The following is a 24433-nucleotide window of genomic DNA, read 5'->3' as shown; positions in this document are numbered from 1 at the left end:
ACTTCCATTCACAGTTTCACAACGATGGAAGCGGAATTCTCGTTCCTCTCCGGGAGGGGAATCAGCTGCCAGCCGCTTCATATACCTCTTTTAGGCTTAACTTTTCATCAAGGTCACAGAAACACCATTCGAGAGTTTTTTCTGTGAACCCGCTCAATTCCCAATGTTTGTATATTGCCAGATAATCATATTGCTTTTGGCTGATGAAATGGATGTCTTGAAGGGTCTGGCTCTCTGTATTAAAAATCGCAATGAAGTCACGATCACGCACCCCCATATCATTACGCACATAGCCCAACAGATAGCACGTGCCGGTTTTCTCGTCAAACTCCAGATGTCTTAGTACGGTTCGCACATCTTCAGCAAACAGTGTGCTTACTTTTGTAAAGGTGTTTGTCTCATAAACCCCAAGCTGAGTTCTTAAAGAAGTGATGGGCTTCTCGATATTGTAAAAAAAGCTACCGTCGGGCGAAAAGCAAAATCCTTCATCCTGTGCGCCAATCCTGGTGATCGTGATCCGTTTTAGCAGACAGAGGGAGTCCAGATCATAAAACCCCAGGCGCCCTTCTGTGGACTTCACGGCGATGATATTCTTTCCCGGCATAAAAGCGGCTGTATACGCATAGGGAATATCGCGGAATTTCGCAAGCTCATTTCCTGCTTTATCATATATATAAACCGTTCTGCCGCTGCAGCCCACCTGATAAGACTCGTTTTGATAAAAGCTCCAAAATCTTCTCATGCGAACGCTCCTTTTTCGATGCGCAAATTCTCGATTATTTCATTCATTATAGCATCAAATGGGGAATCCGCAAGAAATGGCATGCGAAAACTGGCACCTCGGTAGAATCTTGCTCTCTGCTGCTTCAAACCTCCTTTCACTTTACAACGGACATTTTTTCAGCAAAAAGCAGGGCGCGAATTTGTAAACATTTTGTGAACAAGCCGCCGTCGCCCGCCGTTCGTCGCTGCAACTCTTTCTGCTTTTACGGTATCGCGGCAGCGATGGGATTGCGACATGCCAACGGCAACATTGGCGTTACCATTAGCAACATTCGACCAGAGTGTTTTTCTTTCTCCCTAACCTTACTACAATTTCAAAAGCGCTTTTTGGCCAGTTCTGCAAAAAACGATTGAAATAAACCGTCTTACCCTCTCTTCACCACTACTACGGCCTGACTTGGGCAGTTGGCAAAGCCAGACACAAAAAATGGACAAGCAATCTCCTCATCTTTATTCAATCTTAATACGTCGCAAATGTCCCTTATCCGCTCTTAAAATCTCCGGCTGTATAATATAACCATCACAGAAATAAGGAGCTGCCTTTATGCCGGAAGAGATCATTCGTCGAAAGCGCCGCCTTTCGTCTTTTCAAATTATCATATTAGGTTTTGCCGCGGTCATTCTGCTCGGAGCACTGCTGCTGATGCTGCCGATCTCCACGACTGGAGGGAATGTAACTCCATTCAATGAAACGCTGTTTACAGCGACCTCTGCCGTCTGCGTGACAGGGCTTGTGGTGCAGGATACAGGCAGCTACTGGTCAACCTTTGGGCAGGCGGTTATTCTGGCGCTGATCCAAATTGGTGGTCTTGGTGTCGTAACCGTAGCAGCGTCGTTTGCACTGTTGTCCGGGCGAAGAATCTCTCTGATGCAGCGCAGCACCATGCAGGATGCAATTTCAGCACCAAAGGTCGGCGGAATCGTCCGCCTGACACGCTTCATCCTGCGAGGGACGTTTCTGATTGAGCTGCTGGGGGCGCTTGCCGTGCTGCCGGTGTTCTGCCGTGACTATGGAGGGCGCGGCGTCTGGATGGCGATATTTCATTCCATATCTGCTTTTTGCAACGCCGGGTTTGATATTCTTGGGACAGAAAGCAACCGCTATCCATCTCTTACCGGCTACGCGGACAGCCCGGTAATCAATATCACGATTATGCTGTTGATCGTGATTGGCGGCATTGGATTTCTGACGTGGGATGATATCTTTGAAAACAAGTGGCGGTTTCATCGCTACCGAATGCAGAGCAAGGTGATTCTCGTCACGACAGGTCTTTTGATTTTTCTGCCTGCTGTGTTTTTCTTCTTTTCAGACTTTTCCGCGCTTCCCTCCGGAAACCGGCTGCTGGCATCCTTTTTTCAGTCCGTCACGCCGAGGACAGCGGGCTTCAACACGGTAAATCTATCCGCGATGTCCGGTGCGTCGCAGGGCGTGATGATCCTTTTGATGCTCATCGGCGGTTCTCCGGGTTCTACAGCAGGCGGCATGAAAACAACGACGCTGGCGGTCTTGATTGCCAATGCCACTGCGACCTTCCGCCAGCGCGATAGTGCCCAATTTTTCGGACGCAGAGTCGATTGCAGCGCTGTCAAAACCGCCGCGACCATTCTGACGATGTATCTGGTGCTGTTCTTTGGCGGTGCGGTCTTTATCAGCGCATACGAGCATCTTCCGCTGTCTGCCTGCCTGTATGAAACGGCATCGGCGGTCGGGACTGTGGGATTGACACTTGGTATTACACCGCAGCTGCGCATTCCATCGCAAATGGTGCTGATCTTGCTCATGTATCTGGGCAGAGTCGGCGGTCTTACCCTCATTTATGCGGCACTTTCCAGCAAAAAAGCGGGGAATGCAAGGCTGCCGCAGGAAAAAATTACAATTGGATAAGGAGCCTTTTCACATGAAAAACATTCTATTGATTGGCACAGGCCGCTTCGGACGGCATATCGCAGTACAGCTTTATCAGCTGGGGCATCAGGTCATGGCAGTCGATACAAACGAGGAGCGAATCAGTGATGTGCTACCATATGTCACCAACGCACAAATTGGCGACAGTACAAACGCGGAGTTTCTTCGCTCTCTTGGCATCGGAAATTTTGACGTCTGCATCGTGACCATCAGCGGTAATTTTCAGAACTCGCTGGAAACCACCTCGCTGCTGAAGGAGCTGGGTGCAAAGCGCGTGGTATCGCGTGCCGAGCGTGATGTGCAGGCAAAGTTTCTGCTTCGCAACGGTGCAGACCATGTAGTCTACCCGGAAAAACAGGTGGCAAAATGGGCAGCGATCCGATACACTGCCGACCATATCTTCGACTACATAGAGTTCGACGAGCAGCACGCCATTTTTGAGGTGGAAGTACCAGAAGGCTGGGTCGGGAAAAGCATTGGCGAACTGAATATCCGCAGCAAGTTTGGAATCAACATTCTTGGCATCAAGCATTCGGGAAAAACCGACGTATCAATTACACCGGATACGGTGCTGTCCGGGGAAATGACGATTTTAGCGTTGGGCGAATACAAAGCGCTGCAAAAGTGTTTCCGAATCTGAACGGACGGTGAGGGTATGTGGAAGATGTCGTTTTGATCGCTGGGACAGCGTTAATGTTCCTGCTCAGCTGGTTTTTGATGAAGCGGCTGGATCGCTTTCTGGATGAAAATCAGAAGCGAATCGAGGAAGCGCCCGAACAACAGCAGCCTGAGCCGTGCGTGCATCTGGTCGGAAATATTTCTCCTGACGAACTTGAGGAAACGCTTTCCCGGTTTCGCAGCAGTCATGCCCATGTAGAAATCGTGATCTATGATTCAGAGCAAATTTTATTTCCAAACAACGAATCCGGTTGGGCGCAGTAGAAACCATCACATTTTGGTGCTATAATATCATTTAAGAGGGGTGGTGAAAATGTGCAGAACAAAGGAAGCAAACTGCCAAAAGAGCATATTCTTGTGTGCCTGTCCTCGTCTCCATCCAATGAACGCATTGTACGAATGGCAGGGAAAATGGCACAGGCATTTAGTGGCAGCCTTACCGCGCTTTACGTGCAGACACCCGAAGACGCTGATATGAATGCGGAAGATACCGTTCGCTTGCAGGTGAATATGCGTCTGGCTCAGCAGCTTGGCGCAGAGATCGTCACAACGCATGGTGAAGATGTGGCAACACAGATCGCGGAATATGTGCGTCTCTCTGATGTGACCAAAATTGTGATTGGGCGAAGTGGCGTACAGCGGCGGCATTTTTGGAGTGAACCGACGCTGACAGAACGGCTCATTACGCTTGCACCAGAGGTGGACATTCATATCATTCCGGATGTGGAAGCCTATAAGAGCTACCGCAGGAAACGGCTGCTTCCCATCCGTCCGGCGTTTCCGACCGCATGGGAACTGCTTCTGACCATCGGGATTCTGGCAGCTGCGACGGTCATCGGATGGGTCTTTCTGCGGCTCGGCTTTGCAAATGCCAATATCATTATGGTTTACCTGCTGGGGGTGCTTCTGACTTCCGCTTTTACCAGCGGATATACCTGCGGTGTGCTGTCCGCTTTTTTGAGTGTCATCCTGTTCAATTATTTTCTAACGGAACCCCGGCTGTCTTTGGCAGCCTATGGCAGCAAATACCCAATAACCTTTGCCGTCATGTTTGCAGCGGCGCTTTTGACCGGTACGCTTGCCGCAAAGCTCAAAGCCCATGCGCAGCTATCCGCGCGGGATGCCTATCGGACAAAACTCCTTTTTGATATGAACAGGCAGCTTCAAAAGGCGGAAACACCGGATGAGGTCTATCAGATGACCGCGACGCAGATACAGAAGCTCATGCAGCGGGACGTTTTGATTTATCCGGCACAAGGCGATGCGCTGCTGGATGGGAATGTTTATCCGGCAGACGGAAGCAGCCCATATTGCATTCCGGATACTGATCAGGAACAGAACGTGATTCAATGGGTCTGGCAAAACCGAAAGCGTGCTGGCGCAACGACGCAAAACTTTCCAAAGGCAAAACGGCTGTATCTTGCCATTCGTACCGGGCAGCGGGTTTTCGGCGTTGTCGGGATTCCGATGGAGAAGCAAACGCAGCCTGACGCATTTACATCCAGCGTGCTGTTTTCCATTCTCGGCGAGTGCGCTCTGGCGCTGGAAAGCCTACGCAACGCCGAAGAAAAGGAAAAAGCCGCCGTCCTTGCAAAGAACGAACAGCTTCGTGCAAACCTTCTGCGTTCAATTTCCCATGACCTTAGGACCCCGCTGACCTCCATTTCCGGCAACGCGGATACGCTGCTGCACAGCTATAACGTGCTGGATGAACAAACGCGGAAACAGATTTTTACGGACATTTATGACGATGCGCAATGGCTGACGGGACTGGTTGAGAACTTGCTTTCCATTACAAAAATTGCGGACGGCAGCGTAAAACTGCACCTTTCTGATCAGGTCGTGGACGATATCGTATCGGAATCGCTCCGACATATTGACCGAAGGTCGGTGGAGCATCACATTACAGTAGATTGCGGAGATGAGCCGCTGCTGGTGCGGGTAGATGCAGGACTCATCATGCAGGTGCTTATCAACTTGGTGAACAATGCAGTCAAATATACTCCGGCTGGCTCGAACATCCGGATCACGGCAATCCCGCGAGACAATATGGCTGAAATATGCGTCAGCGATAACGGTCCCGGTATTCCAGATGAACTGAAGGAACGTGTTTTTGAAATGTTTTTTACCGGGGGCAATCCGATTGGCGACAGCCGCCGAAGTCTTGGGCTTGGGCTTACGCTCTGCCAAGCCATCATTCATGCCCATAATGGCGAAATGACATTGAAAGAAAATTCGCCGCATGGCTGCATCTTTTCCTTTACAGTACCGCTCAGTGAGGTGAACTTAAATGAATAAGCCGCTTGTCCTCGTTGTAGAAGATGATACGCCGGTGCGCAATCTGATCACAACAACGCTGAAAACCCATGAATACAGGTATCTTTCTGCGCAAAACGGCGCAAGCGCCGTGATGGAGGCGCTGTCTCACAACCCGGACATTGTGCTGCTTGATTTGGGACTGCCAGATATGGACGGCGTGGAGATCATCCGAAAAATTCGTTCGTGGTCAAATATGCCGATCATTGTGATCAGCGCCAGAACAGAGGATTCTGATAAAATCGTGGCGCTGGATGCCGGGGCGGACGATTATCTCACCAAGCCCTTTTCCGTGGATGAACTGCTGGCGCGGCTGCGAGTGACGCAGCGGAGACTGTCGCTGATGAAAACAGACGCAGCGCAGGAATCTCCGATTTTTACGAACGGTGCGCTGAAAATCGACTATGCGGCAGGTTGCGCATATCTTGACGGTGCAGAACTGCACTTGACGCCCATCGAATACAAGCTGTTGTGTCTGCTCTCAAAAAATGTGGGCAAGGTTCTGACCCACACCTACATCACACAGCAGATTTGGGGCAGCAGTTGGGAAAACGATATTGCTTCTCTGCGGGTGTTCATGGCGACCCTGCGCAAAAAGCTGGAACGCGGAAAAGACGGGCCGCAATACATACAAACGCACATCGGAATCGGCTATCGGATGCTCCGCGTCGAATAGCAGGGAGGCTTTCAAAAAATCTATGAATCATCATGCTGTTGAAAAACCCTCCGTTACCGCGCAGTATGGTGTCAAGCCTGCTGCCTCTGCTGCAGCGAAAATGGCAGCCAAGCAAGAGGAGTTTGTCGCACCCGATGTTAAGGATGGCTCCATTGTTCTGCACAAAGCATTCGGAGAAGGTGCGGTCACCAAGATTGACAAAGCGCAGAAACACATCCGTGTCACCTTTGGTATTGGCGAAAAGACATTCATCTTCCCGGATGCTTTCAAGCAGGGATTCCTGAAAATGAAGGGAGAGTAATCCATGCCGGAAATATTCAGTAATACAACGCTGACGGTCAATCAGCTTATAGAAAAGATCGACACAGGCGAACTCGGACTGCCGGAATTACAGCGCCCCTTCATCTGGAAAGATTCAAAGGTGCGTGACTTATTCGATTCCATGATGAGAGGCTACCCCATTGGCTACCTTATGCTGTGGGAGTGTCCGTCTCTTGATAAGAAAAAATCCATCGGTGTCGATGCCCACAGCTACGACTCACCCAAGGAAGTCATCATTGACGGTCAGCAGCGTTTGACTTCGCTCTATGCCGTTATGAAGGGCAAGAAGGTTATCAACTCAAAGTTCGATGAGAGATGAGAAGAGTATTGTTATCTCCTATTGCCCGCTGCAAAACAAATTTGAGGTTGGTTACCAAGCCACGAAGAACGCCCCAGAATGGATTTATAATATTAGTGACCTGTTCACTTCCACGAACACCTTTAAGTTCATCGGTGATTTCATCAAGAAACTGGGTGACTATAGATCCACCAAAGGGTCCGAGCTTACAGATGAAGAACAGGGCTTAATTGCGGATCGCATCAACAGTGTGGTCAATCTGAAAAGCCATACGCTTCCTGTGTTCGACATAAAGTCCACCGCAGAGGAAGAGGATGTCTCTGAAATATTCGTCCGTGTAAACTCTGGTGGTGTTTCTCTGAAACAGAACGACTTCATCCTCATCTTGTTGTCCTTGTATTGGGATGATGGACGTCGTGAGATTGAGCAATTCAGCAAGGATTCCACCGCTCCGGCAAAAGGTAAAACGACCTCTTACAATCAGCTGACCACCGTGTCAGCGCAGGATGTCATCCGCGTTGTTATGGCATATGCATTTGACAGAGCCCGTTTGAAGTATGGCTATAAACTGCTCAGAGGTGCCGACTTTGATAAAAAGGGTGCCGTGGATGATAATCTTCGTGTTCAGCGTTTCAATACTCTCAAGGAGAAACTACCGGATGTCCTCGATGTACACAGCTGGCATGAGTTTATCAAAGCCATCATGAACGCAGGATATTTGTCCGGGGATTTGATTCTGTCTGGCAACGCAATATTCTACACCTATGCCTTGTATTTGATTGCGAAGCACCGCTTCAATGCATCGTATAATGAGAATATGCACCTTACCTCGCTGTGGTTCTTCTATGCTTCGCTCATTTCGCTGTACACGGGCTCCTTTGAGTCTACGGTGGAAAACCATCTGAATACCATCAAAAGCCTCAAAACTCTGGATGAGTACAAGGAGTTCATCCTGTCCAGAGTAAACGAGCGTTTGACGAATGACTACTTTGACATCACCCTGGTTGGTTCGGAGGGCTTGGCTGTTTCGGGACGAGGTAATAATGCATGGAATGCCTATGTGGCATCGCTGAACATTATGAACGCAAAAATCCTCTTCTCCAAGAGCAATCTGCTTGTGTCAAAGCTGTTCGAGCCCGGAACAGACGGTAACCGCAAGTCTCTGGAAAAGCATCATCTTTTCCCAAAGGCTTACTTGAAGTCCCAAGGATACTCTGATGCGAAGATTAACCAGATGGCAAACTACGCATTCATTGACTGGAAGGACAACATGGACATCCTGGATGATGCTCCGTCTGTGTATTATCCGATTGTCTGCGCCGGATTGTCTGACGAGCAGATCCGTGTTATGGAAGAGGAGAACGCTCTGCCTCACGGTTGGGAAAATATGGCCTACGAGGACTTCCTGATTGAGCGCAGGAAATTGATGGCGGCAAAAATCAAGGCAGCCTTTGAGATTCTGAAAAAGGCAGCGACTTGAGCGAGACCACATTATAAATTCCCACACCTTTTATCAATAGGGAATGCTGTAAATCAACGATTATCTCTGTAATTCAACGAATACCCCACTAAAACAACGATTGCCCTTGTAATTCAACGATTTACGCTCTTTCAACGATTACGAGGACCACGAAGCCCACGCAAAGGCAAAAACCCGACCATGAAAACAACCTGGCCGGGTTTTCTTTTGGGGCCGCTGGGTGCAAAAGTGCCGCAAACACGCCGTTTTTGCCAAAAAGTAAGAACCGTAACCCCGATACGCTTTGTATCAAAATTACGGTTCTTATTTGGCGGAGAAGGAGGGATTCGAACCCTCGATACCCTTGTGGGGTATACACGATTTCCAATCGTGCGCGCTCGACCAGGCTACGCGACTTCTCCACGTTCTGTTCGGGTTGCTTACATTTTAAGTTGTCAGCTTGCATATTATAATCAAGATTTGTCATAAAGTCAAGTACCATTTTGAAAGAAACGCATTTTTTGTGCGGATTTGTCTCAGCCCAGCAGACAGGCGAGCAGGTTTCGCACGGCTTGGGCGTGGCAGCGGTCCTGCTGCGCCATGGCGCTCAGTGTTTCGCGCAGCGGGGACGGCGCGGTGTTCGCCGCCGCGTCGAGCCGCTCCGCCAGCTTAAGCTCCTGCGTATAGACGCAGCGCAGATCCTGCGCGGCCGTGCCCAGACGCGGACAGGCGGCGGGCGGGACGCAGCGCTCGCCCGTTCGCAGGAAGTACTCCACCTGCAGTTCTTTTTGGTGTGCCCGCTCCTGCGCCGCGATGCCGAGCAGCTGCTGCCGCCCGGTGCGGATGCGCTGCGAGAGCGCTGTGTAAAACGCAGCCCCGGCCGCCTTGGCGCGGATGCACTCGGCGAGCAGATCGGTCAGCGTGTCGGCTTCCGGCGGCGTGGTCACGGGCGCGTCCATGCTGCCCGCTACACGCTGCCAGACGCGCTGAAATGTGCGGTTGTCAAGAAAAACGGAATCCTGCATCGTCCATACCCCCACATCATGCTATGGCCCGGCTTGCAAAAACGTGCAAAGTGTGCCATAATCACGGCAGAGATCAGGCATCGGAGGCGACCATTATGGCTCGATTTTTCATAGCAGGTACGAATTTCCCGAATGGCCGGGCGATCATCCGCGGCCGCGACGCCGACCATATCCGCGTGCTGCGTCTGCGCGCGGGCGACGACATTGTCATCTGCGACGGCGCGGGGCGCGACTATAAGTGCCGCCTGGTACAGACGCTGGAGCACGAGGCCGAGGCCGAGGTCATCGAGGTCGTGCCGTGCAAGGCAGAGCCCACTGTGCGCTCGACGGTGTTTGCCGGCCTGCCGAAGGGGGAGCGCAGCGACTTTCTCGTGCAGAAGTGCACGGAGGCGGGCGCGTCCGAGATCGTGTTTTTCTCCTGCACGCGCTGCGTGGCCAAGGCCGTCAATATGGAAAAGAAGCTCGAGCGCTGGCAGCGCATCGCTGAGGAGGCGGCCAAGCAGTCCGGCCGCGGCATCATCCCGCAGGTGCGCTATGAGGCGGACTTCGTCGCTGTGCTCAACGACGCGCTGCACACCGATCTGCCGCTGTTCATGTACGAGACCGGCGAGCGCGAGACGATCCGCGACGCGATCGAGCACACGGCGTCCCCGATCGCATCGGCGGCCATCATCACGGGGCCGGAGGGCGGCTTTGCCGAGTTCGAGGCCGACATGGCCCGCAAGCTCGGTATGCACATCTGCTCCATGGGCGAGCGCATCCTGCGGTGCGAGACGGCTCCGGTCGTCGCGCTCACGGCGCTGATGTACGGCACCGGCAATTTGTAAACTTTTTTTGAAGTTGGGGCTTGACAAGCCCTGCGTGTGTATGTAATAATACTCGACGCAATCAAATAAATATCCGTCGAAACCTCAAGGATCGGCTCGGCTGAGACTGGAGGCGGAGGAACTCTGGAGAATCCCGCGCCAAGCGGGTGCCGAAGGTGCAAGGCGAAAGCCGAATCTCTCAGGCAAAAGGACAGAGCGAGTGCCCGATGTGTGCGGGCGTTCAAGCGCTGTTTGTTCTCTGGAGCTGCTGGTCAAAACGACCGGCAGCTTTTTGCTTTGCAAAAATTCAATGCAGAGGGAGAAACAACATGGATACCTTACTCAAAACCGTGCAGACCATCAACATGTACCTGTCAGACTATGTGCTGATCATCCTGCTGCTCGGCGCGGGTCTGTATTTCACCATCCGCACGCGGTTCGTGCAGGTGCGCTGCTTCGGCGAGGGCTGGCGGCGCTTCTTCGGCGAGTTCAGTCTCAACGGCGAGAAGCACAAATCCGGCATGAGCTCGTTCCAGGCACTGGCGACGGCCGTCGCGGCGCAGGTCGGCACCGGCAACATCGTCGGCGCCTGCGGCGCGATCCTCATCGGCGGCCCCGGCGCGATCTTCTGGATGTGGATCATCGCGTTTTTCGGCATGGCGACGATCTATGCCGAGGCGGTGCTCGCGCAGGAGACGCGTGTGGTCGAGTCGGACGGCACGGTCCTCGGCGGCCCGGTGTACTACATCAAGCGCGCGTTCCCGAACGGCTTCGGCAAGTTCCTGGCCGGTTTCTTCGCGGTCGCGATCATTCTGGCGCTCGGCTTCATGGGCTCCATGGTGCAGTCCAACTCCATCGGCGAGGCGTGCCAGAACGCGTTCCACATCCCGAGCTGGGTCATGGGCCTGATCGTTTCCGCCATCGCGGCGTTCATCTTCATCGGCGGCGTGCAGCGCATCGCCTCCGTCACGGAGAAGATCGTGCCGGTCATGGCCTGCCTGTATCTGGTCGGCGGCCTGATCGTGCTCTTTGCCCGCATCCGCTACGTGCCGGAGACCTTCGGCATGATCTTCAAGTACGCCTTCGTGCCGCAGTCCATCATCGGCGGCGGCATTGGCTATGCGCTCAAGACGGCCATCAGCCAGGGCGCCAAGCGCGGCCTGTTCTCGAACGAGGCCGGTATGGGCTCCACGCCGCACGCGCATGCGCTGGCCAACGTCAAGAGCCCGCACGAGCAGGGCACGGTCGCAATGATCGGCGTGTTCATCGACACGTTCGTCGTCCTGACCATGACGGCGCTCGTCGTCATCTCCACGCTCTACGCCGGCAACGGCCCGCTGGCCCACGGCGCGGTCGACGGCATCTCCAAGACGAACATGGCGCAGCTCGCGTTCTCGAGCGTGTTCGGTGATACGCTCGGCAATGCGTTCGTGGCTATCTGCCTGCTGTTTTTCGCGTTCTCGACGATCGTCGGCTGGAACCTCTTCGGCCGCATCAATGTCAATTATCTCTTCGGCAAGAAGGCAAACCTTGCCTACTCCATCATCGCTATTATCTTCATCTTCCTCGGTTCCTGCCTGTCCAATGATCTGGTCTGGGAACTGACGGATATGTTCAACCAGCTCATGGTGCTGCCGAACATGATCGCACTCGTCGCGCTGTCCGGCATCGTGGCCGTGGCCGCACGCAAGCGCAGCGACGAGCACGAACTGCGCAAGTAACATCCCAACAGAAAAACCGCCCTGCACCGATCGGTGCAGGGCGGTTTTTGCATGTTCGCTTATTTGCAGCGGCGCAGCACCTCGAGCGTGTAGCGCCAGACGCGCTGCACGGAGGCAATGTGCATCCGCTCGCGGCAGGTGTGGATCTCCGTCAGGTCCGGGCCGAAGGACACGCAGTCGAGCCCCGGCAGCTTCCCGGCAAACAGTCCGCACTCGACGCCGGCGTGGATGGCTTCCACCTTCGGATCGCGGCCGTACTGTTCGCGGAAGACCGCGACCATGCGCTCGCGCAGAGGCGAGTCCTTGCGGTATTCCCACGCGGGGTAGTCGCCCGAGACGGCCACCGTGCCGCCGAGCTGCGCCATCAGGCAGCGCAGGCGCGCGACGAGCATCTCCTTTTGCGTGGACACGCTGCTGCGCACGCAGAACGACGCCTGCACGGTGTCCGCATCCGTCGTCAGGATGCCGAGATTCAGCGACGTCTGCACGAGACCCGGAATGTCCCGGCTCATGGCCTGAATGCCGTTCGGCAGGCAGCAGAGCATGCACACGGCGCGCTGCGTGGACGCCTCGTCCATCGGCGGCTGCTGCGCCTGGGCTGCGTCAACGCGCACGGACACATCCGGGTCGGCGGCCGCGTATTCGTGCCGGAGCGCGGCGTCCATGTCCGCGATCGCCGCCTGCGCGGCGGCTGCATCGTCCACGGCGATGACGGCCCGGCTCTCGCGCGGAATGGCGTTATCCTTCAGGCCGCCGGCGACGGAGACGAGCCGCAGCGGCGTGCGCGCGCCGACGGCGTACAGCACGCGGCCCATGAGGAGGTTTGCGTTGCCGCGACCCTTGTCGATCTCTGCGCCCGAGTGGCCGCCGAGCAGACCGCCGACCGTCACGGTCAGCGCTGTGCCGGAAAACGGCGCGCGCGTGACCGGCAGCGTGCACACGGACACGTTGCCGCCGGCGCAGCTGACGGTGAGCACGCCCTCGTCCTCGGAGTCGAGGTTGAGCATCGTGCGCCCCTTCAGCACGGAGGCGTCCAGTGCGGCCGCGCCGAGCATGCCGGTCTCCTCATCGACGGTGATGACGACCTCGAGCGGGGGATGGGGGATGTCGTCCGCAGCCAGGATCGCCAGCGCCATGGCCACGGCGATGCCGTCGTCCCCGCCGAGCGTTGTGCCGCGTGCGCCGATCGTATCGCCGTCCACGAAGAGGTCGAGCCCCTCGCGGGCCATGTCCTTCGTGCAGTCCGGCGCAGTCTCGCAGACCATGTCCATGTGCCCCTGCAGGATGACCGGGGCGGCGGTCTCGTACCCCGGCGTGCCGGGTGCGAAGATGATGACATTGTTGTGCGCGTCCTGAATGCAGCGCAGCTGATGTTCGGCTGCGAAGCGAACAAGGTAATCGCTGATGGCTTTCGTGTTGCCGGAGCCGTGTGGGATGGCGCACAGCTGCTCAAAACAGGAAAAGACAGCGCGCGGCTCCAGATGATCGAGAATCGGCATGACAAATCTCCTTTGTTGGTGAAATGGACCCGGCGGACACGCTGCTGTGCCCGCCGGGGATGGTTACGATTCGGCCGGGATCTGCACCCGGGACAGGGAGGCGCGGATGTTGCCGGTGAACAGCAGGCTCAGGCGGCGGATCTGCGCCTCGAGATCCTCTTTCATCCCGTTTTCGAGCCATTCGTAGAAAATGTCCGTGATGCCGAAGCGGTAGAGGTCGCACACGAGCTTTTTGTCCGCCTCGCTCACGCGCAGGCCGTGGGCCTGCGCCTCCACATAGCTGTGCATCATTTCCCCGGAAATGCGGTCCACATGCTTTTCCAGCTCCAGACGGTGCGAGGAGGTGTAGATGTGGTACACGGCGCGCTTGTGCTCACGCGCGAAGCGGGAGGCGGTGATCATGCACTCTTCCCAACTGCCGGTCGTCTCAAATTCATCGAGCGCGCGCTCGGTCTCGCGGCGCAGGATGGTATCGAGCAGCTCATACAGGTCGGAGTAATGATAATAAAACGTCCGGCGTGTGATCTGGCATTCTTCCACGAGCTGCGTTACGGTGATCTTGTCAAACGGCTGCTCGGACAGCAGCTTCAGGAACGCATCCTGGATGGCGGCTTCAGTCAAATGTGCCAAGCGGGATCCCACCTTTCTGGTCGTGCGGCGCGGTCATTGCGCGGCCGGTTGTGTGTCCTGTGCGGGGAGATATTCGATGTGCGCATAGCTGTGCCGCCGGGCGACAGTATCGCACATGAATGTATAGACTTTTTGATGCAGGGCCCGGCGGGCGCTGCGCGGCGGCAGGGATGCGTCCGGGTAGACCGGCTCGCCGACAACGACGGTGATGCACGGCGGCAGAAACCGCAGCAGCTTCCGCTGCCGGTAGACGACCACCACGCCGACGGCGGGCACCTGCTCGCGCACCGGATAGGCAAACGCTGTGTCCGGGAACGGGCGGATACCATTATAATATGGCCAGATGTGCGCCTCCGGGTAGATCATGACGGCCTGGCGGCGCTCGAGCCGCCGGTGGATCGCGGCCAGAAACTGCCGCGTGCCGTCGATCGTGTCGGCCAGCGGGACGGCCCCGAGCATCTGCACGATGTTGCGCACGCCCGGAATGGAGACTGTGTCCGCCGCGGTGACGATGTTTGCGCGGCGCGGGAACGCCAGCAGCGTCGGGATGAAGGCATCCGCCAGCGTGTTCGTGTGGTTGCCGTAGAGAAAATAGCCGCCGGGCAGCTCACGCAGCACTTTGCGGTTTTCGATCCGCAGGTCGAAAACGAGCTTGCAGTACAAAAACAGAAACGGCGTCATGATCAGCCGGTAGACGACGAACGCGAGCGCCTGCCAGACCGGGCTGGGGTGCTCATAAGGAAAGTCGGCGCCGATCGGCTTCGGCCGGATGTGCCCGTTCGTCGGCGCGAAGTCGTCGTGCAGCGGGTCGTGATAATAGATGGTCTTGCGGCTCATGTCGGCTCACCGCGCAGGGCGACGGCGTCAAAGAGCATCTGCTCCATCTGGCGCATGCAGCTCTGCTGTTCAAACTGCGTGCCGCTCTCGAGATATTTCCGGCTGTAGTCCGCGCGCTCGGCCGGGTGCTCGACCCAGTAGTCGATCTTGGCGGCCATATCCTCGGAGTCCTTATTTTTAAATAGAGATTTCTCGTCGAGCGCGAATGCCTTGGCCGCACTCTTCGGGGAGTTGGCGATGACCGGCACCAGCCCGCAGGCGATGGCCTCCAGACAGGCGATGGACTCGATCTCCACCTCGGCGGGGTGACAGTAGAGGTCGGCGCAGCGCAGCAGATTCAGCAGGTCCTGCCGTGAGAAAAACGCGATCTCCATGTCGACGCCGTATTTTTCGGCCAGATGACGGTAATGCTCTTCACGCGGCCCTTCACCGGCGAGGATCAGGTGGATCTGCTCGCGGTGGGCCGAGCGGCCGATGGCCTTGATGAGGATCTCCTGATTCTTTTCGCTCGACAGGCGGCCGGTCGAGACGATGAGGAACTTGCCTTCCAGTCCCGCCGGGCGCTTGGCCGGGCCGGGCGTGAACATGCTGTTGACGCCGTTGGAGATCACGCGGCCGTTCGTCGGGCCGACGACGGCCTCAAACGTGTCGCGGATGAACTGCGTCGGGTAATGGATGATGTCCGAATACTGATACACCATCTGGTAGCAGGCGCGGTAGACGCCGCGGTTGATCGCATCGAGATCCTTGCACAGAAAGTGCGCCGTGACGTTCTCGGCCTGGCAGTGGAAGCTGGAGGTGATGGGCTTGTTGTACGCCTTGGCGATCTTCACCGCCGTGTGCGACAGCTGCAGCACGAACGTCGTGTGCACGACGTCGCAGTCGCGGATCGCATCCTCGAGCAGGGAGCGGTCCGGGCGCGGCAGCGTCACGCCGTTGCGCTCCACGATCGGGTTGAGCAGGTAGAGGTTCAGCTCCGGCACGACGTAAAAGCACTCGTTGCCGGCCTTGTCCTGATCGGCGCAGACCACGCGCACCGTGTGCCCCTGCGCGCGCAGGAAGCGGATGAGGTTCATGCAGGCGATCGTGGTGCCATTGTTTTCTTCGCCCAGAATATCACAGACAATCGTGATCGTCATGTTGTCGTATCATTCCTTGTTTTTTGAATTGGCAGGAGCGTCCCGCCGCATGATGCGACATTGCTCATTGTAACCGGAAAAAATGAGAGCCGCATGAAAAATAGAGGATAAAGATCCATTCATTCAAGAATTCAAACAAATCTCACAATATCATATCATACTTTCTCACGTGAGAAAACCTCTCATTTTCCTGAAAATGTGACGGATTTTTTGCGATGATCGTAAAACGCCCCTGCGCCCTCTTGAATTACGTTTTCGAATCGTGTATATTATTTGTACCCATGTGTTCATATTTTTTGTTTTAGGAGAGCAAATTATGACAGACTATCAGAAGATGTATCAGGAAAAGCTGACGACGCCGGATAAGATTGCCCAGCAGGTGCAGTCCGGCTGGCTGCTCGGCATGGATACGGCGACCTCGCAGACGCCGGCCATCATGACCGCAATCGCGGAGCGCATCCGCAACAGCGATATTACGGGCGTGAAGGTGCAGGCCCTGCTCGATGCGTACCCGTTCGAGTTTTATACCGACCCCACGCTGGCCGGCAAGATGACCGGCTACAGCTGGTTTTCCAGCAGCGCGGCGCGCAAGGCGGTCAACGCCGGCTATGCCGATATCATCCCGGCATATTACCGCGATTTTCCGACCCGCATCCGCACGGAGTACGACTATGACGCCGTGTGCGTCGAGGTCGCGCCGATGGACCGCCACGGCTACTTCAGCCTGGCGCTCAACGGCTCGTATATCGACGCCATGCTCGACAAGACCAAGCGGATCTTCCTCGAGGTCAACGACCGCCAGCCCCGCGGCCTGTGCGGCTCGCTGATCCACATTTCGCAGGTCGACGCCATCGTGGAGTATAACCACGATCTGCCGGTCCTGCCCCCGGTCCAGCTCGACGAGGTGAGCAAGACGATCGGCGGCCTCATCGCCGAGCGCATTCCGGACGGCGCGTGCCTGCAGCTCGGCATCGGCGCGATCCCGGACGCGACCGGCATGGCGCTCAAGGCCAAGCACGACCTCGGCATCCACACCGAGATGTTCACCGACTCCATGGTCGAGCTCATCGAGTGCGGCGCGGTCAACAACAGCAAAAAGCAGATCCACCGCGGCAAGACCGTCACGACGTTTGCCTTCGGTTCGCAGCGCATTTATGACTATATCGACGATAACCCGGCCGTCGAGATCCTGCCGGTCGAATACGTCAACGATCCGGACGTCATCTGCCAGAACGACAACATGATCTCCATCAACGCAGCGGTCGAGGTTGACCTCTTCGGCCAGGTCTGCGCCGAGTCGGTCGGCACGAAGCACATGTCCGGCTCCGGCGGCCAGATCGACTATGTCCGCGGCGCCTGCCAGTCCCGCGGCGGCAAGAGCTTCATCGCCTTCACGTCCACGGCCAAGGGCGGCACGATCAGCAAGATCAAGTCCATCCTCACCCCGGGCGCCGTCGTTACGACGAGCAAGAACGATGTCGACTACATCGTCACCGAGTACGGCGTGGCGCATCTGCGCGGCCGCAGCCTTGGCGAGCGTGCCCGCCAGCTGATCGCCATCGCGCACCCCGATTTCCGCGACGAGCTGACCTTCGAGGCCAAAAAGCGCGGCATTATGATCTGATCCCGCAGTGCAAAGCCTGCTGTCCGCATCCCACGGACGGCAGGCTTTTTTTGTCCATACGCATTCTGTATCGGGGCGCACATAATGGTGACGTGTGTTTCGTCAAGCGCTGGAAAATGCGCAAAAGTGTTACATTTGTACCGCAGTGGGGATTGTGCTTTTCTCGCAGCGGCAATATAGTGTAACCATAAAAAGGGGGACAGATTTCGATGCTGTCCCAAATCTATTGGAGGGATTTTTCATGAAGAAAACGTGGAGCAGAGTGCTCGCCACCGTTCTGGTTCTGGCGATGGTGCTTTGCATGCCCGGTTTCGCAGCAAGCGTTGCCGATACGACGGACTTCGAGTCCGATCGTGCGACCTCTGCTGACGAACTGACGGACGCGGATCTGCCGGAGCTCCTGTCGGCGAGCGGCAACCACTATCCGATCGTGCTGGTGCACGGCCTGTTCGGTTGGGGCGGCACGGAAGTGCTCGGCCTGAACTACTGGGGCGGCTTCAGCAGCCTGCGCGACATTCTCAACAATGCCGGCTACAAGGTCTACACCCCGTCCATCGGCCCCGTCGCCAGCAACTGGGACCGCGCCTGTGAGCTGTATGCCTACCTCGTCGGCGGCACGGTCGACTACGGCGCATACCACTCCGCCACCAACGGCCATGCGCGCTATGGCCGCACGTTCCCGGGCGTTCTGCCGGAGCTGAATAACCCCGACAGTGAGCTGAAAGTGCATCTGGTCGGCCACAGCATGGGCGGCGAGACGATCCGTATGCTCGCACAGCTGCTGGAAAACGGCGATGCCGATGAGCGCAATGCCAGCCGCGGCGGTGATATCAGCCCGCTGTTCACCGGCGAGTGCCGCCACTGGATCGAGAGCATCACGACGCTCTGCACGCCGCACGACGGCAGCCAGTATGACACGAAGGTCTATCAGAACATCGGCGATCTGGCCCAGTATGCCATGGGCATCATCGGCGCGGTTACCGGCACCAATGTCAATGAGAACAACTTCGGCCTGGACTTCAAGCTCGATCAGTGGGGTCTGGTGCGCCAGCCCAACGAGTCTTACTCCAGCTACTTCAACCGTGTGATCAACAGCAAGATCTGGACGCAGCACACCAACGACCTGAGCGTCTATGACCTTTACGTCGACGGCGCAGCCGTGCTCAACGGCTATGCCAAGGCGCAGGATGATATCTATTACTTCTCCGTCGCCTGCTCGAACACCCATCGTGAACCGCTGACCGGCCACTATCTGCCGAATGCCAGCATGAACCCGATGATGGTCAAGAGCAGCACCTACATGGGCAGACACGTCAACTACGCGGTCGGCCATGTGAACATCACGCCGGACTGGTGGGAGAATGACGGCATCGTCTCCGTCCGCTCCGCGATCCGTCCGCACGAGAATTCCACGGATAAGTACAATGAAAACTACGGCGTCGGCGCTGACGGCAAGATGACCTTCAAGGCCGGCACCAAGATGGGCGTCTGGAACTACATCGAGAAGATCGACAACACCGACCACATCAACATGGTCGGCCAGATGCAGAAGTCCACGCACGCCATGCTGCAGGAAAAGTTCTTCGAGCTGGCCAAGATGCTCAACAGCATCCCGGTGAGCAGCTCGACCGGTGCACATGTCTGCCCGGGCGCTCACTTCACCGATATGCCCGCCTACACCAACTGGGCGCATAAGGGTCTGGATTACTGCATCCAGAACGGCATCCTGAACGGCACGAGCGCGACGACCATTGCGCCGAACGGCACGACCACGCGCGCACAGCTCGTGACGATGCTCTACCGTCAGGCCGGTTCTCCGAAGGCTGCCAAGTCCAGCCCCTTCACCGATGTGACCGACAGCTGGTCTGTCGATGCGGTCAACTGGGCCTTCGAGAAGGGTGTCGTGAACGGCACGAGCCCCACCACGTTTTCCCCGAATGATGCCATTACGCGCCAGGATATGGCGACCATCCTCTATAACTACACCAGGAATGTTCTGGATCTGGACGTGTACGATACCGCTGACCTGACCGGTTATCCGGACTACAGCTCCATTTCCGATTATGCCCGCACGCCGCTGTCCTGGGCGGTCGCACAGGGCGTGATCCTCGGCGTCGGCAATTCCAACGGCGTGGACACCCTTCAGCCGAAGGGTGATGCCACCCGTGCGCAGACCGCTACGATCATCATGCGCTTCTGCCAGAACGTCCTCTGAGACTTCACTTCAACAACACAAGCCCGATGGGATCTTCCCATCGGGCTTGTCCTGTTTTCGCTTTTCCTAAAAATCAGCGCGCCTTTTCCCAGCCGTCGAGCGGTGCGCGCTGGATGGCGCCGAACACCTTGCTGCGCAGATCGGGGTAGGTCTGGCTCATGGTGCGGATGAACTGCTTGATCTCGTAGCGCTTGCTGCCGCGGTCCTCGGGGCAGGGGTTTTCGACGATCGGCAGCGCCAGCGCCTTCGCCAGATTGGCGATGCGCCCCTCGCCGGCGTAGAGCATCGGACGGATCTGATCCACGCCCGTGCGCGTCATGTGTGTCACCGGCTGAAAGCAGCTGATGCGCCCCTCGTACACGAGCGAGAGCAGGAACGTCTCGACCGCGTCGTCAAAGTGATGGCCGAGCGCGAGCTTTGTGATGCCACGCGCGCTGAGCGCGGTACACAGCGCGCCGCGGCGCATCTTGGCGCACAGGGAGCAGGGATTGTCCTCCTTGCGCACGTCGAACACGACCTCTTTGATGTCCGTTTTCAGGCGGGTGTACGGCACGCCAAGCGTTTCGCACAGCTCTGCCACCGGCGTGAAATCCATGCCGTCGAACCCGAGCTCGACCGTGATGGCCTCGAGCGCAAACGGCTTCGGATAGTACCGGCGCAGCTCGTTGAGCGCCATGAGCAGCACGAGCGAATCCTTGCCGCCCGAGACGCCGACGGCGACGGTGTCGCCCGGCGCGATCATGTCATAATCCTCCACGCACCGGCGCACCAGACCGGTGAACGCGTTCAGGTCATTCATAGCGGGACCTCCAAAATGAAAATAGAAACTGTGAATTCGAGCGTAAAACGGAGAAAAACGGAGATTTTGAGAGAAAAGTAATATCTAAATCAAAATTCCGTTGACAGGTACCACCGATTGTGGTATAAAAGATAAGCGCGAATGTGAGACCTATTCTACGTTCGCGCCTGAAAAATGTCAAAATGTTTTTCAACACATTCAAATTGGAGGCACGAATATGTCCACTACTTTGCTGAACAAGGACACCGTCACCCGCAAGTGGTACGTTCTGGATGCAGCCGGCAAGCCGATGGGCAAGACCGCAGCGCTCGCTGCCGATCTGCTGCGCGGCAAGCTCAAGACCGACTACACCCCGCACGTTGACTGCGGCGACTTTGTCATCATCATCAACGCCGAGCAGGCAGTGCTCACCGGCAAGAAGCTCGAGCAGAAGTACTACCGCACGCACTCCGGTTATCCCGGCGGCCTGCACGAGACGCAGTACAAGAAGCTCATGAAGGACAAGCCCGAGCTGGCTATGCGTCTGGCTGTGCGCGGCATGCTGCAGAAGAACACCATCGCCCAGTGGCAGCTCAAGCGCCTGAAGATCTATCGCGGCGCCGAGCATCCCCATGCGGCACAGAAGCCCGAAGTCTGGGATCGCTGAGAAGGAGGAAATAGAACATGGCAACTTATACGAGCAAGAAAGCCTATATGTATGGCACCGGCCGCAGAAAGTCCTCCGTCGCGCGTGTGCACCTGTTCCCGAACGGCACCGGCAGCATCACCATCAACGGCCGTCCGCTGGATGAGTACTTCGGTCTCGAGACCCTGAAGCTCATCGTGCGTCAGCCCTTCGCGGCGACCGACACCATGGGCAAGTTCGACGTCGAAGCCACCGTGACCGGCGGCGGTGTGACCGGCCAGGCCGGCGCGATCCGCCACGGCATCGCCCGTGCGCTGCTGCAGGTCGAGGACAGCTACCGTGCGCCCCTGAAGGCTGCCGGCCTGCTGACCCGTGACCCGAGAATGAAAGAGCGTAAGAAGTACGGCCTCAAAGCCGCTCGTCGCGCTCCGCAGTTCAGCAAGCGCTGATCTATCCGAATATCGTTTCCAAAGCCCGAGATCCGCTGGATCCCGGGCTTTTCTTTGTCCGCGCGGGAGCGGGCGATCGGATTTTTGCGCGCACTGGCTTGACAAACCGGGGCCGATGTGGCACATTATGCATGATTAGTTGTATCTAACTGCGTTTTGGGGGCACAAAACGCCCTGTTCCGGGGCAAATCTGAAAAGGAGTCAAGCCTTTTATGCCGGAATCACTGATATTCTGAAACTTCGCGTCCTACTCAGCTTCCTCAATGAAGATCCCAAAACCTGCACGGTCACGGGCCTTGCCGGTGTGCTCGGCGAGGGGAAGCAGAAGGTCAGCCGCATCTTCATGGCGCTCGAGCGCGAGGGCCTGCTCGACCGGAGCGACCCGCGCCGCCCCTGCCTGACGGAGGCCGGGCGGGCGCGCGCGGCCTGTTATGAGGCGCGCACGAACGTCGTGCTCAACCACCTGCTCTATGAGGGCCTGGACATCGACAGCGCCATGCACGACGCCTATGCCTGGGCGCTCATCCGTAGCGAGCACGCCTTCCGGCTCTACACGCCGGCGGAGGAGTTGGCGATCAGCGAGACCATCTGCCGCCCCATGCTCGTGGGCAGCGTGCTCAGTTGGGTCGTATTTGCGGCGCTTGTGGCGCTAGCAGTCAGAGTCAGCGCGTGGTTTTGCATTCCGGCCGTTTTGGTCTGCATTTATGCGGCGATGTGCACCTGCCTTGGCATCTCCTATACCGTGCTGATCCGGACGCTGCGCGGGGAATGTGAAGATCCTGTACGCTGAGATGACCCGGCGGGCCGCCCGACGGCCTCATGACAGAGTACGCAAGGAAAGGAGGAGCGCGCGTGATCGAGATCGTGTATCATGGCGAGGCGGCCGCCGCTTTCGGCCCGGACGGGCAGGCCGGCGGCTTTGAAAACGCGGACGGAAACGGAGAGATCCACCTCTATCCGCTGCTGGACGGTGTGAGCGCCATGTGCCTGCGGCTGGAGATGGGCTCCTATACGGAGATCCGCACGCAGATCGGGATGCTGGAGATCAATTTCTGCGCCAACGGGCGCTTTGAGACCCGGTTTTCTCTGCGGGATCATGTTCTGCTCAAGCCGGGAGATATGGCCATCAGCTGTTACGACGGCGTGCACGGCACGATGTCGGAGTCGCACTTTCCGCTGGGCTATTACGAAGGCATCTGCCTGGAGGTAGCTCCGGATGCCGCCCGGCGCTGGATCGCGCGGAACGCGCCGGCGCTTTCCGTGGACTTTTCCGCGCTCAATCGCAACCTCCTGGGCAGTAAGTGGTATACATACGGCCCGGCCGGGCCGCGCTGTGAGCACGTGTTTCGGGAATTGTATGAAAGCATTGCCTATCTGGATCCCGGCTTCCTGCAGCTCAAGGTGCTGGAGCTGCTGATGCTGCTCGGCCGTGTTCCCCGCGAATCCGCAGCCGACCCGTACTGCTCAGTCAGGCAGGCAGAGCTGGCCCGGCATCTCCGGGATCATCTGCTGACCGACCGGGAGGGGTATGTCTCGCTGTCGCAGCTGGCGGCGGAGCACGAGATCTCGGTGTCCCACCTGCAAAAAATTTTCAAGCGGGTCTATGGCGTTCCGGTGTATCACTATATCAAGGAGTACCGGCTGGAACAGGCCGCAGTGGAGTTGGTGCGCAGCGCAAAGCCGGTGACACAGATCGCGCAGGCTGCGGGGTATGACAATGCCAGTAAGTTTTCCGCGTGCTTCAAGGCACGCTATGGCGCGACGCCGTCGCAGTACCGCGCCCATGCAAAGCATGCGTCAAAACGGAGCAGTGAAACCAAAACGGAGTAGCCCGGGGCGGCACAATATGGTAGACTTCCTGCTGGTTAGACGAGACTAACTAATAACAGGAGGTATACAATGAAACAGAGAATTGCTGCATTTTTGATGTGCGTGATCTGCCTGCTGTCGGTCGTCGGCTGCGGACAGACCAAAGCGGACACGAACACCCCCTCGGCGGCCAATCAGCAGACGGTCACGGATGACTACCTGACGACCATCAGCGGGACGTATGTGGAGCTGTTCCCGGAGCTGTCGAAGGCGGATTACCGGAGCATCTGGCATGATGCCACCGCGCCGCTGGTGGGCGAGGACAATGCGGACGCCGCCACGGACAAGCTGCTCGGGATGTGCACGGCAAAGATCTACGGCGCAGACGCTGCCGAAAAATATGCGGCCGATCCGGACAGCATGGCCTTCGACTGCTATTTCCTGGGCGGGGTTTCGAAGTTCGTGATGGACGGCCACAAGATCACCGGTCTGGACGCGCAGGGCAAGGAAGTTTTCTCCCACACTTATCGAAAGCTGGACAAGGAAAATGAAAACGGCTTCATTTTCTATCAGAGCGAGGACGAAAACTCCGGTGAATTCACCTACTTTGCCTTCTCTCCGGACACGATGGCGACCACCTATCACCTGGAGTTCCGCTATGCGGAGGATCTCGATGACCTGCAGAGCTGGTTCGAGGGCGATTATGCTTACTGGAACGCATCTGCGATCGCCGAGGATTACGATCAGGAGACGCTGAAGAACGTGATCACGCTCTTTGCGACGGAAAACCTGCCGGAATCGAAGTAAGAGATACCGAA

General features: G+C 56.9%; 24 protein-coding genes, 1 tRNA gene and 1 riboswitch. Of the genes, 17 read left to right on the top strand and 8 right to left on the bottom strand.

From position 1 onward, the window contains the following. Positions 1-61: 61 nt before the first annotated feature. Positions 62-742, bottom strand: coding sequence for a hypothetical protein (locus tag OGM61_09080; GenBank protein ID UYI84002.1), 681 nt, complete (start codon positions 740-742; stop codon positions 62-64). Positions 743-1327: 585 nt separating this feature from the next. On the opposite strand from OGM61_09080, the gene OGM61_09075 reads away from it, so the two are divergent. From OGM61_09075 to OGM61_09040, 8 genes are read left to right on the top strand one after another with little or no spacing between them, the layout of a single operon-like run. Continuing rightward, complete coding sequence (locus tag OGM61_09075; protein ID UYI84001.1) at positions 1328-2668, top strand: Trk family potassium uptake protein; 1341 nt, start codon at positions 1328-1330, stop codon at positions 2666-2668. 13 nt (positions 2669-2681) lie between these two features. Continuing rightward, positions 2682-3329, top strand: a complete 648-nt coding sequence (locus OGM61_09070; GenBank protein ID UYI84000.1) for a TrkA family potassium uptake protein — start codon at positions 2682-2684, stop codon at positions 3327-3329. Positions 3330-3346: 17 nt separating this feature from the next. Next, positions 3347-3631, top strand: coding sequence for a hypothetical protein (locus OGM61_09065; GenBank protein UYI83999.1), 285 nt, complete (start codon positions 3347-3349; stop codon positions 3629-3631). Between the two features lie 51 nt (positions 3632-3682). Next, the gene (locus OGM61_09060; protein ID UYI83998.1) at positions 3683-5665 is read left to right on the top strand and encodes a DUF4118 domain-containing protein; all 1983 of its coding nucleotides are present in this window, start codon (positions 3683-3685) and stop codon (positions 5663-5665) included. Further along, positions 5658-6359, top strand: coding sequence for a response regulator transcription factor (locus tag OGM61_09055; protein ID UYI83997.1), 702 nt, complete (start codon positions 5658-5660; stop codon positions 6357-6359). The genes OGM61_09060 and OGM61_09055 overlap by 8 nt, the downstream gene beginning before the upstream one ends. A gap of 22 nt (positions 6360-6381) precedes the next feature. Further along, positions 6382-6660 (top strand): hypothetical protein, encoded by a 279-nt coding sequence (locus OGM61_09050; GenBank protein UYI83996.1) that lies wholly within the window; start codon positions 6382-6384, stop codon positions 6658-6660. A gap of 3 nt (positions 6661-6663) precedes the next feature. Then, positions 6664-6999, top strand: coding sequence for a DUF262 domain-containing protein (locus tag OGM61_09045; protein ID UYI83995.1), 336 nt, complete (start codon positions 6664-6666; stop codon positions 6997-6999). Beyond that, positions 6989-8458 carry a hypothetical protein gene (locus OGM61_09040; protein ID UYI83994.1) on the top strand — a complete coding sequence of 490 codons (1470 nt, stop codon included), beginning with the start codon at positions 6989-6991 and terminating at the stop codon, positions 8456-8458. The genes OGM61_09045 and OGM61_09040 overlap by 11 nt, the downstream gene beginning before the upstream one ends. Positions 8459-8766: 308 nt before the next feature. On the opposite strand, the gene OGM61_09035 is transcribed toward OGM61_09040, so the two are convergent. Then, positions 8767-8859 (bottom strand) — tRNA-Ser (locus OGM61_09035). 114 nt (positions 8860-8973) lie between these two features. Further along, positions 8974-9462 carry a hypothetical protein gene (locus OGM61_09030; protein ID UYI83993.1) on the bottom strand — a complete coding sequence of 163 codons (489 nt, stop codon included), beginning with the start codon at positions 9460-9462 and terminating at the stop codon, positions 8974-8976. A gap of 95 nt (positions 9463-9557) precedes the next feature. Here OGM61_09030 and OGM61_09025 point away from each other — a divergent pair, with 95 nt between their 5' ends. Further along, on the top strand, positions 9558-10289 hold the full coding sequence (locus OGM61_09025; protein UYI83992.1) for a 16S rRNA (uracil(1498)-N(3))-methyltransferase: 732 nt from the start codon (positions 9558-9560) through the stop codon (positions 10287-10289). 113 nt (positions 10290-10402) lie between these two features. Then, positions 10403-10493: riboswitch (glycine riboswitch) on the top strand. A 104-nt stretch (positions 10494-10597) separates the two neighbouring features. Further along, complete coding sequence (locus OGM61_09020) at positions 10598-11989, top strand: alanine:cation symporter family protein (protein ID UYI83991.1); 1392 nt, start codon at positions 10598-10600, stop codon at positions 11987-11989. 59 nt (positions 11990-12048) lie between these two features. Here the strand turns inward: OGM61_09020 and OGM61_09015 are convergent, their stop codons facing one another. The 4 genes from OGM61_09015 to OGM61_09000 all read right to left on the bottom strand — a co-directional run bounded on the left by OGM61_09015 (position 12049) and on the right by OGM61_09000 (position 16094). Beyond that, on the bottom strand, positions 12049-13488 hold the full coding sequence (locus OGM61_09015; protein ID UYI83990.1) for an aminoacyl-histidine dipeptidase: 1440 nt from the start codon (positions 13486-13488) through the stop codon (positions 12049-12051). A gap of 63 nt (positions 13489-13551) precedes the next feature. Continuing rightward, complete coding sequence (locus OGM61_09010) at positions 13552-14118, bottom strand: TetR/AcrR family transcriptional regulator (protein UYI83989.1); 567 nt, start codon at positions 14116-14118, stop codon at positions 13552-13554. A gap of 33 nt (positions 14119-14151) precedes the next feature. Next, a complete protein-coding gene (locus OGM61_09005; GenBank protein ID UYI83988.1) occupies positions 14152-14955 on the bottom strand; it encodes a 1-acyl-sn-glycerol-3-phosphate acyltransferase in 804 nt (267 codons plus the stop codon). Next, the gene (locus tag OGM61_09000) at positions 14952-16094 is read right to left on the bottom strand and encodes a glycosyltransferase (GenBank protein UYI83987.1); all 1143 of its coding nucleotides are present in this window, start codon (positions 16092-16094) and stop codon (positions 14952-14954) included. Before OGM61_09000 ends, OGM61_09005 begins: the two co-directional genes overlap by 4 nt. A 316-nt stretch (positions 16095-16410) precedes the next feature. On the opposite strand from OGM61_09000, the gene OGM61_08995 reads away from it, so the two are divergent. Together OGM61_08995 and OGM61_08990 are read left to right on the top strand one after the other, a co-directional pair. Next, on the top strand, positions 16411-17718 hold the full coding sequence (locus OGM61_08995; protein ID UYI83986.1) for a 4-hydroxybutyrate--acetyl-CoA CoA transferase: 1308 nt from the start codon (positions 16411-16413) through the stop codon (positions 17716-17718). A 241-nt stretch (positions 17719-17959) separates the two neighbouring features. Continuing rightward, entirely contained in the window at positions 17960-19933 is a 1974-nt protein-coding gene (locus tag OGM61_08990) for an S-layer homology domain-containing protein (protein UYI83985.1), read from the top strand. 73 nt (positions 19934-20006) lie between these two features. Here OGM61_08990 and OGM61_08985 read toward each other — a convergent pair whose 3' ends face one another. Beyond that, positions 20007-20732 carry a tRNA 2-thiocytidine biosynthesis TtcA family protein gene (locus tag OGM61_08985; protein UYI83984.1) on the bottom strand — a complete coding sequence of 242 codons (726 nt, stop codon included), beginning with the start codon at positions 20730-20732 and terminating at the stop codon, positions 20007-20009. A gap of 217 nt (positions 20733-20949) precedes the next feature. On the opposite strand from OGM61_08985, the gene rplM reads away from it, so the two are divergent. From rplM to OGM61_08960, 5 genes are all read left to right on the top strand, one after another. Further along, positions 20950-21378: a 50S ribosomal protein L13 gene (gene rplM, locus OGM61_08980; protein UYI83983.1), complete on the top strand. Its 429-nt coding sequence runs from the start codon at positions 20950-20952 to the stop codon at positions 21376-21378. A 47-nt stretch (positions 21379-21425) separates the two neighbouring features. Further along, a complete protein-coding gene (rpsI, locus tag OGM61_08975; GenBank protein UYI85583.1) occupies positions 21426-21806 on the top strand; it encodes a 30S ribosomal protein S9 in 381 nt (126 codons plus the stop codon). 304 nt (positions 21807-22110) lie between these two features. Next, entirely contained in the window at positions 22111-22596 is a 486-nt protein-coding gene (locus OGM61_08970; protein UYI83982.1) for a hypothetical protein, read from the top strand. A 62-nt stretch (positions 22597-22658) separates the two neighbouring features. After that, complete coding sequence (locus tag OGM61_08965) at positions 22659-23636, top strand: helix-turn-helix transcriptional regulator (GenBank protein UYI83981.1); 978 nt, start codon at positions 22659-22661, stop codon at positions 23634-23636. A 69-nt stretch (positions 23637-23705) separates the two neighbouring features. After that, the gene (locus tag OGM61_08960; protein UYI83980.1) at positions 23706-24422 is read left to right on the top strand and encodes a hypothetical protein; all 717 of its coding nucleotides are present in this window, start codon (positions 23706-23708) and stop codon (positions 24420-24422) included. Positions 24423-24433: the final 11 nt, after the last annotated feature.

This window comes from Clostridiales bacterium (assembly GCA_025757645.1).
Lineage (GTDB): Bacteria > Bacillota > Clostridia > Oscillospirales > Oscillospiraceae > CAG-103.
The sequence above is the reverse complement of the archived record's forward strand: the minus strand, read 5'-3'. Positions and strand labels throughout refer to the sequence as shown.

What these genes read in the sequence shown, in the direction of transcription:
- OGM61_09045 (UYI83995.1), top strand. Translation starts at nt 6,664, where the DNA reads ATGCCGGAAATATTCAGTAATACAACGCTGACGGTCAATCAGCTTATA.
- OGM61_09015 (UYI83990.1), bottom strand. Translation starts at nt 13,488, where the DNA reads ATGCCGATTCTCGATCATCTGGAGCCGCGCGCTGTCTTTTCCTGTTTT.
- OGM61_08960 (UYI83980.1), top strand. Translation starts at nt 23,706, where the DNA reads ATGAAACAGAGAATTGCTGCATTTTTGATGTGCGTGATCTGCCTGCTG.
- OGM61_09075 (UYI84001.1), top strand. Translation starts at nt 1,328, where the DNA reads ATGCCGGAAGAGATCATTCGTCGAAAGCGCCGCCTTTCGTCTTTTCAA.
- OGM61_09070 (UYI84000.1), top strand. Translation starts at nt 2,682, where the DNA reads ATGAAAAACATTCTATTGATTGGCACAGGCCGCTTCGGACGGCATATC.
- rplM (UYI83983.1), top strand. Translation starts at nt 20,950, where the DNA reads ATGTCCACTACTTTGCTGAACAAGGACACCGTCACCCGCAAGTGGTAC.
- OGM61_09055 (UYI83997.1), top strand. Translation starts at nt 5,658, where the DNA reads ATGAATAAGCCGCTTGTCCTCGTTGTAGAAGATGATACGCCGGTGCGC.
- OGM61_08995 (UYI83986.1), top strand. Translation starts at nt 16,411, where the DNA reads ATGACAGACTATCAGAAGATGTATCAGGAAAAGCTGACGACGCCGGAT.
- OGM61_09080 (UYI84002.1), bottom strand. Translation starts at nt 742, where the DNA reads ATGAGAAGATTTTGGAGCTTTTATCAAAACGAGTCTTATCAGGTGGGC.
- OGM61_09040 (UYI83994.1), top strand. Translation starts at nt 6,989, where the DNA reads ATGAGAGATGAGAAGAGTATTGTTATCTCCTATTGCCCGCTGCAAAAC.
- OGM61_09025 (UYI83992.1), top strand. Translation starts at nt 9,558, where the DNA reads ATGGCTCGATTTTTCATAGCAGGTACGAATTTCCCGAATGGCCGGGCG.
- OGM61_09020 (UYI83991.1), top strand. Translation starts at nt 10,598, where the DNA reads ATGGATACCTTACTCAAAACCGTGCAGACCATCAACATGTACCTGTCA.
- OGM61_09030 (UYI83993.1), bottom strand. Translation starts at nt 9,462, where the DNA reads ATGCAGGATTCCGTTTTTCTTGACAACCGCACATTTCAGCGCGTCTGG.
- OGM61_09000 (UYI83987.1), bottom strand. Translation starts at nt 16,094, where the DNA reads ATGACGATCACGATTGTCTGTGATATTCTGGGCGAAGAAAACAATGGC.
- OGM61_09005 (UYI83988.1), bottom strand. Translation starts at nt 14,955, where the DNA reads ATGAGCCGCAAGACCATCTATTATCACGACCCGCTGCACGACGACTTC.
- OGM61_08990 (UYI83985.1), top strand. Translation starts at nt 17,960, where the DNA reads ATGAAGAAAACGTGGAGCAGAGTGCTCGCCACCGTTCTGGTTCTGGCG.
- OGM61_08985 (UYI83984.1), bottom strand. Translation starts at nt 20,732, where the DNA reads ATGAATGACCTGAACGCGTTCACCGGTCTGGTGCGCCGGTGCGTGGAG.
- OGM61_09050 (UYI83996.1), top strand. Translation starts at nt 6,382, where the DNA reads ATGAATCATCATGCTGTTGAAAAACCCTCCGTTACCGCGCAGTATGGT.
- rpsI (UYI85583.1), top strand. Translation starts at nt 21,426, where the DNA reads ATGTATGGCACCGGCCGCAGAAAGTCCTCCGTCGCGCGTGTGCACCTG.